The sequence below is a fragment of the Duganella sp. Leaf61 genome (genome assembly GCF_001421905.1).
GTDB lineage: Bacteria > Pseudomonadota > Gammaproteobacteria > Burkholderiales > Burkholderiaceae_D > Rugamonas > Rugamonas zoogloeoides.
The window spans coordinates 460,707-467,923 of record NZ_LMLM01000023.1; the positions used below are offsets into that span (position 1 = coordinate 460,707).

At 64.3% G+C, this 7,217-nt stretch carries 2 protein-coding genes and 3 pseudogenes; all 5 read left to right on the plus strand.

Annotated elements, in window-relative coordinates:
- Nucleotides 1-10 precede the first annotated feature (10 nt).
- On the plus strand, nt 11-3,133 hold the full coding sequence (locus ASF04_RS15070; RefSeq protein ID WP_056143148.1) for an efflux RND transporter permease subunit: 3,123 nt from the start codon (nt 11-13) through the stop codon (nt 3,131-3,133).
- Nucleotides 3,134-3,216: 83 nt separating this feature from the next.
- The gene (locus tag ASF04_RS15075) at nt 3,217-3,624 is read left to right on the plus strand and encodes a hypothetical protein (RefSeq protein WP_056143151.1); all 408 of its coding nucleotides are present in this window, start codon (nt 3,217-3,219) and stop codon (nt 3,622-3,624) included.
- A gap of 912 nt (nt 3,625-4,536) precedes the next feature.
- A pseudogene (locus ASF04_RS27915) lies at nt 4,537-5,300 on the plus strand (heme utilization protein); the annotation flags it as partial.
- 50 nt (nt 5,301-5,350) lie between these two features.
- Nucleotides 5,351-6,397 (plus strand): annotated as a pseudogene (locus ASF04_RS27920) (heme utilization protein); the annotation flags it as partial.
- Between the two features lie 37 nt (nt 6,398-6,434).
- Nucleotides 6,435-7,217, plus strand: a pseudogene (locus tag ASF04_RS28240) (heme utilization protein); the annotation flags it as partial.

The window sequence follows — 7,217 nt, forward strand, 5'->3', positions numbered from 1 at the left end:
CGGAGACCATATGTTCGAACGTCTGATTCAATTCGCCATCGGCCAGCGGTCGCTGGTGATGCTGGTGGTCGCCGCCATGGCGGTGCTGGGCATCTACAACTACCAAAAACTGCCGATCGACGCGGTGCCCGACATCACCAACGTGCAGGTGCAGATCAACACGTCGGCGCCCGGCTACTCGCCGCTGGAAACCGAGCAGCGCGTGACCTTCCCGCTCGAAACCGTGATGGCCGGCCTGCCGCACCTCGAGCAAACCCGCTCGCTGTCGCGCTACGGCCTGTCGCAGATCACCGTCATCTTCAAGGATGGCACCGATATTTTCTTCGCGCGGCAGATGGTCAACGAGCGCCTGCAGGAGGCGCGCAACCAGCTACCGGCCGGCGTGGCGCCGGCGATGGGGCCGATTTCGACCGGTCTCGGTGAAATCTACCTGTGGACGGTGGAAGCAAAGGAGGGCGCCAAAAAAGCTGACGGTACGCCATACACGCCCACCGACCTGCGCGAGATCCAGGACTGGATCATCAAGCCGCAGTTGCGCAACGTGCCGGGCGTGACCGAGATCAATTCCATCGGCGGTTACGCCAAGGAATACCAGGTGGCGCCCGATCCGCAGCGCCTGGCATCGTATGGCCTGACCTTGCAGGACGTGGTGGCGGCGCTCAACCGCAACAATGGCAACGCCAGCGCCGGCTACATCGAAAAGCGCGGCGAGCAGTTGCTGGTGCGCGCGCCGGGACAGGTGCAGTCGCTGGACGACATCCGCAACATCATCCTGGCCAACGCCGGCGGGGTGCCGGTGCGCGTGCGCGACGTGGCCGAGGTGCTGATCGGGCGCGAACTGCGCACGGGGGCGGCCACCGAGAACGGCCGCGAGGTGGTGCTCGGTACGGTGTTCATGCTGATCGGCCAGAACAGTCGCGCCGTATCGCAGGCGGTGGACCGGAAAATGGTGGAGATTAACCGCAGCCTGCCGGTCGGAGTAGAAGCGATCACCGTGTACGACCGCACCGTGCTGGTGGACAAGGCGATCAACACGGTCAGGAAAAACCTGCTGGAAGGGGCGGTGCTGGTGATCGCGGTGCTGTTCGTCTTCCTCGGTAATATCCGCGCCGCGCTGATCACCGCCATGGTGATCCCTTTGTCGATGCTGTTTACCTTTACCGGCATGGTCACCTTCAAGGTCAGCGCCAATCTGCTGAGCCTTGGTGCGCTGGACTTCGGCATCATTGTCGATGGCGCGGTGGTGATCGTGGAGAACTGCGTGCGGCGCCTGGCGCACGCGCAAGCGCAGGCGGGCCGCAAGCTCACCCGCGCCGAGCGGTTTGCCGAGGTGTTCGCGGCAGCGAAGGAGGCGCGCCGTCCGCTGCTGTACGGCCAGTTGATCATCATGGTCGTGTACCTGCCGATCTTCGCGCTCACCGGCGTGGAAGGACGCATGTTCCATCCGATGGCGCTGACGGTGGTGATGGCGCTGGCTGGCGCCATGCTGCTGTCGATTACCTTCATTCCGGCCGCCGTGGCGCTGTTCATCGGCGACAACGTGGTGGAAAAGGAGCAGAAGCAGCTGGGCGCCTGGTATGGCCGCGTGCTGGAACGGGTGTTGGCCAATACGCCGGTGGTGCTGGCGTTTGCCGGCATCTCGGTGGTGCTGTCGGTGCTGCTGGCCACGCGCCTGGGCAGCGAGTTCGTACCCAGCCTGAACGAAGGCGATTTCGCCATCCAGGCGCTGCGCATTCCCGGCACCAGCCTGACGCAGTCGGTGGAAATGCAAAAGCAGATCGAGGTCACACTGAAGAACAAGTACCCCGAGATCGACCGCATTTTTGCGCGCACCGGCACGGCCGAAATCGCGTCCGACCCGATGCCGCCGAATATCTCGGATGGCTACATCATGCTCAAGCCGCAGTCGGAATGGCCTAAACCCCGTAAAACGCGCGACGAGCTGCTGCAAGATATCCAGGCCACGCTGGCGCGCCTGCCCGGCAACGCCTACGAGTTCTCGCAGCCGATCCAGCTGCGCTTCAACGAGTTGATCTCGGGCGTGCGCAGCGACGTGGCGGTCAAGCTGTTCGGTGACGACACCCAGGTGCTGAACGACACGGCCGCGAAAATCGCCGCCACCCTGGGCAGCGTGGCCGGCGCCGCCGAAGTGAAGGTGGAGCAAACCACCGGCCTGCCGATGCTGACCGTGCAGATCGACCGCGAGAAAACCGCGCGCTATGGCCTCAACGTGGGCGACGTGCAGGACACGATTGCCACCGCCATCGGCGGCGCCGAGGCCGGAACGCTGTTCGAGGGCGACCGCCGCTTCGACATCGTGGTGCGTCTGCCGGACGCGCAGCGCCAGGACCTGGAAGCTTTGCGCCGGCTGCCGGTGCCGCTGCCCAGGGGCGCGGCTGGCGTCAACTTCATCCCGCTTGGCGAGGTGGCCAGTTTCACCATCGTCCCCGGCCCCAATCAGATCAGCCGCGAAGATGGCAAGCGCCGCGTGGTCATCAGCGCCAACGTGCGCGGGCGCGATATCGGCTCGTTCGTGGCCGAGGCGGAAAGCGCGCTGCGCAGCCAGGTCCAGGTGCCGCCCGGTTACTGGACTGCGTGGGGCGGCCAGTTCGAGCAGTTGCAGTCGGCGTCGCAGCGCCTGCAACTGGTGGTGCCGCTGGCCCTGGCGCTGGTGCTGATTTTGCTGTTTGCCATGTTCGGCAGCATGAAAGATGGCTTGCTGGTGTTTAGCGGCATCCCGTTCGCGCTCACCGGCGGCATCGCCGCGCTGGCGCTGCGCGGCATCCCGCTGTCGATTTCGGCAGCGGTGGGCTTTATCGCGCTGTCCGGCGTGGCGGTGCTCAACGGCCTGGTGCTGATCTCGTTCATCCGCAAGCTGCGCGACGATGGCCTGACGGTGGAGCAGGCGATCCGGGCGGGCGCGCTCGGTCGGTTGCGGCCGGTACTGATGACGGCGCTGGTGGCGTCGCTGGGCTTCGTGCCGATGGCGCTGGCCACCGGCACCGGCGCCGAGGTGCAGCGCCCGCTGGCGACGGTGGTCATCGGTGGCATCCTGTCATCCACCGCCCTGACCCTGCTGGTATTGCCATTGTTGTATCGCCTGGTACATGGCCGCAGCAGGCAGGCTGGCTGAGGTTAGCCCGGTGCACGCGGCACGGTACAAACGGTACAATCTGCGGCGCGCACCGGGCGCGGCCTTATTGAAGAGATCACCAGATGCAGGAATTTGAAAAATGGCTGGCGCGGGTATTGTTACTCAATAGTGCGCTGGCGCTGGGCGTCAGCCTCGGTTTGCTGGGCGAGCCGCAGTATGGCGACGCGCTGGCGGTGCTGTTCGGCGTGGCCATGCTCGGCTTCCTGGCGGCGGTGCTTTCGCTCAAGCGCATGATCAGTGGGCTGATCGGCGGCATTCTCTATTACCTGCCCCAGGTGGGCAGTTATTTCCCCTACGACGGCAGCTGGCAGTTCAGCGTCAAGGCGGGCGTGAGCCTGGGCCTGGTGGCGCGGTTCGGCCACGGCGTGTTCGTCCTTAATATGGTGGCGCTGGCATTGCTGGCCGTCACTGCAGTGGTGCTGGCCCGGCGCCTGCGTCACCGATCCCGTCCAGCGTCTTCAGCACGCTGACACCCGCCCATCAGCAAGTCATTGCACTGTCACAATATTAATTCAAAGTATCATTTCACAAAGTTACAGAAGTGAAATACTGTTACGAAAACGATGCTTTATTGCCATTAATCAAGTTTAATTCTGTGAAAGTAATGCAAGGTAGTCGATTTTGCATCTTTATTGCCCCCTAAATATTGCAGAAAAGTTGGTTGCGGCAACGAGACACGCCATCAAATAAATTCTTTTCAGCAAGTAACTCGGCTATACTTCGCGCTACTTCGGGCGTTCCGGGTAGCTGGTCAGCTCCCCAGCGGTTGAAAAAAGCCTATTTGATTCAAAGACTTATGTTTTTGGATGCGCAATGGATCAAGCTTTATCGGAATATTTTTCCTGACGGGAATAAGTTTACTTAGTGGAAGATTCGCGCCGGTCGCCCTTTAACCATGCCGCCGGTGGTCTTTTACATTTGGGCGCTTTGCCCCCGGATTCTTGTGGTGAATTAGACAAGTAATATTTTTTGCATATTGCGCAACGAAAAAAGCTCGTACCGTTTGCTAAAGTTAACATTTTTGTTGACGTAAAGAACGATACGAGCGCCTTGTTGCGACGGTAGTCACGGGTTGGTTGTAAATACATATTAATAAAACGGCATATTGCCACTGACGAAGGCCAACGACGACGGACAGGGCCGTCGTTAACTTTTGGACAGACATCGAATCAGCGCCTTCTTTTAGGAGAATTACAATGGGCTATTTCACCGGTTTAAGCACGCAAAACGTTGCCGCAATTTCCACCACGCAGATCGCTGCGCTGGGGACTTCCAATTTCACGGATCTGACGTCTGATCAGATTGTGGCGCTGACCACCGACCAGGTGATTGCGCTGCGTTCGCAGCAAATAGCCGCCATCTCCACCGGCACCATTTCGCGCATGGCCACCGAGGACTTCGCCGCCCTCACCACCAGCGCCCTGGGCGGCCTGACCACCGCGCAAGTACGCGCGCTGTCGTCCGACCAGATCGTGGCACTGACCACCAGCCAGGCTGGCGCGCTGACCACCGCGCAAGTCGCCGCCTTCGGCACCGACGCCATCGTCGCACTGGAAACCGCTGATTTCGTCGCCCTCAAGACCGCGTCGATCGCGGCCCTGACCACCGCCCAGGTCAAGGCCCTGACGACCAGCCAGATCGTCGCGCTGTCCACCGCCGCCGCCAACGCCCTGACCAGCCAGCAAGTTGCCGCCTTCACCACCGACGCCATCGTCGCGCTGGAAACGGCCGACCTGGCCGCCCTGAAAACCGCCTCGATCGCCGCGCTGACCAGCGCGCAAGTGGCCGCCCTGACCACCACCCAGGTGCAGGCGCTGTCCACTGCTGCGCTGTCGGCCATCTCCACGGCCAATATCGCCAACGGCCTGACCACCGACCAGATTGTCGCCCTGTCGTCGAGCCAGGTTGCCGGCCTGACCACCGCGCAAGTGGCCGCGCTGTCCACCGCCAGCATCGTCGCACTGGAAACGGCCGACCTGGCCGGCCTGACCACCGCCGGTGTCGCCTCCCTGCGCACGGCGCAAGTGGCTGCCCTGACGACCGGCCAGCTGGTCACCCTGTCCACCAACCAGATCGCTGCCCTGACCACCGCCGGCGCTGCCGCGCTGACCACTGACCAGATCGTTGCCCTGACCACCACCCAGGCNGTACGCGATCGACTGGTCCGCCGGTGTCGCCTCCCTGCGCACGGCGCAAGTGGCTGCCCTGACGACCGGCCAGCTGGTCACCCTGTCCACCAACCAGATCGCTGCCCTGACCACCGCCGGCGCTGCCGCGCTGACCACTGACCAGATCGTTGCCCTGACCACCACCCAGGCCGGCGCACTGACCAGCCAGCAAGTGGCCGGCCTGTCCACCGCCGCGATTGCCGCCCTGGAAACCGCCGATTTCGCTGCGCTGAAAACCGCCAGCCTGGCCGCGCTGACCACCAACCAGGTCCGTGCGCTGACCACCGACCAGGTGGTTGCCTTGAACACCGCCGGCGCCAGCATCGTCGCGCTGGAAACGGCCGACCTGGCCGCCCTGAAAACCGCGTCGTTTGCCGCGCTGACGTCGGCGCAAGTGGCCGCGATCACCACCGCCCAGGTGCAAGCACTGTCCACCGCTGCGCTGTCGGCCATCTCCACCGCCAACATCGCCAACGGCCTGACCACCGACCAGATCGTTGCCCTGTCGTCGAGCCAGGTTGCCGGTCTGACCACCGCGCAAGTGGCCGCGCTGTCGACCGCCAGCATCGTTGCGCTGGAAACGGCCGACCTGGCCGGCCTGTCCACCGCTGACATCGCCGCCCTGCGCACCGTGCAGGTGGCCGCGCTGACCACCGGTCAACTGGTCACCCTGTCCACCAACCAGATCGCTGCCCTGACCACCGCCGGCGCTGCCGCGCTGACCACTGACCAGATCGTTGCCCTGACCACCACCCAGGCYGGCGCACTGACCAGCCAGCAAGTGGCGGCCGACTTCGCTGCGCTGAAAACCGCCAGCCTGGCCGCGCTGACCACCAACCAGGTCCGTGCGCTGACCACCGACCAGGTGGTTGCCTTGAACACCGCCGGCGCCGCCGCGCTGACCACGCAGCAAGTGGCCGCGTTCACCACCGACGCCATCGTSGCGCTGGAAACGGCCGACCTGGCCGCCCTGAAAACCGCGTCGTTTGCCGCGCTGACGTCGGCGCAAGTGGCCGCGATCACCACCGCCCAGGTGCAAGCACTGTCCACCGCTGCGCCGATATCACGCCGCCGCNAGCATCGTCGCGCTGGAAACGGCCGACCTGGCCGCCCTGAAAACCGCGTCGTTTGCCGCGCTGACGTCGGCGCAAGTGGCCGCGATCACCACCGCCCAGGTACAAGCACTGTCCACCGCCGCGCTGTCGGCCATCTCCACCGCCAACATCGCCAATGGCCTGACCACCGACCAGATCGTTGCCCTGTCGTCGAGCCAGGTTGCCGGCCTGACCACCGCGCAAGTGGCGGCGTTGTCCACCAATAGCATCGTCGCGCTGGAAACGGCCGACCTGGCCGGCCTGTCCASCGCCGATATCGCCGCCCTGAAAACCGCGCAGGTTGCCGCACTGACCACCGACCAGCTGGTGGCCCTGTCGAGCACCCAGGTGGCTGCCTTCACCACCGCCGGCGCTGCTGCGCTGACCACCGACCAGATCGTTGCCCTGACCACGGCCCAAGCCGGTGCGCTGACCAGCCAGCAAGTCGCTGCGCTGTCCACCAACGCCATCGTGGCGCTGGAAACGGCCGACTTCGCCGCGCTAAAAACTGCTGCTGTCGCCGCGCTGACCACCAACCAGATCCGCGCCCTGACCACCGACCAGGTGGTTGCGCTGACCACGGCTGGCGCCGGTGCGCTGACCACCCAGCAAGTTGCCGCCTTTACCACCGACGCCATCGTCGCGCTGGAAACGGCCGACCTGCGTGGTCTCGATACCGCGTCGTACGCCGCGCTGACCTCGGCGCAAGTCGCTGCCCTGACCACGGCCCAGGTGCAGAGCCTGAGCACGACGGGCCTGGCCGCCCTGACCACGGCCAATATCGCCAACGGCCTGACCACT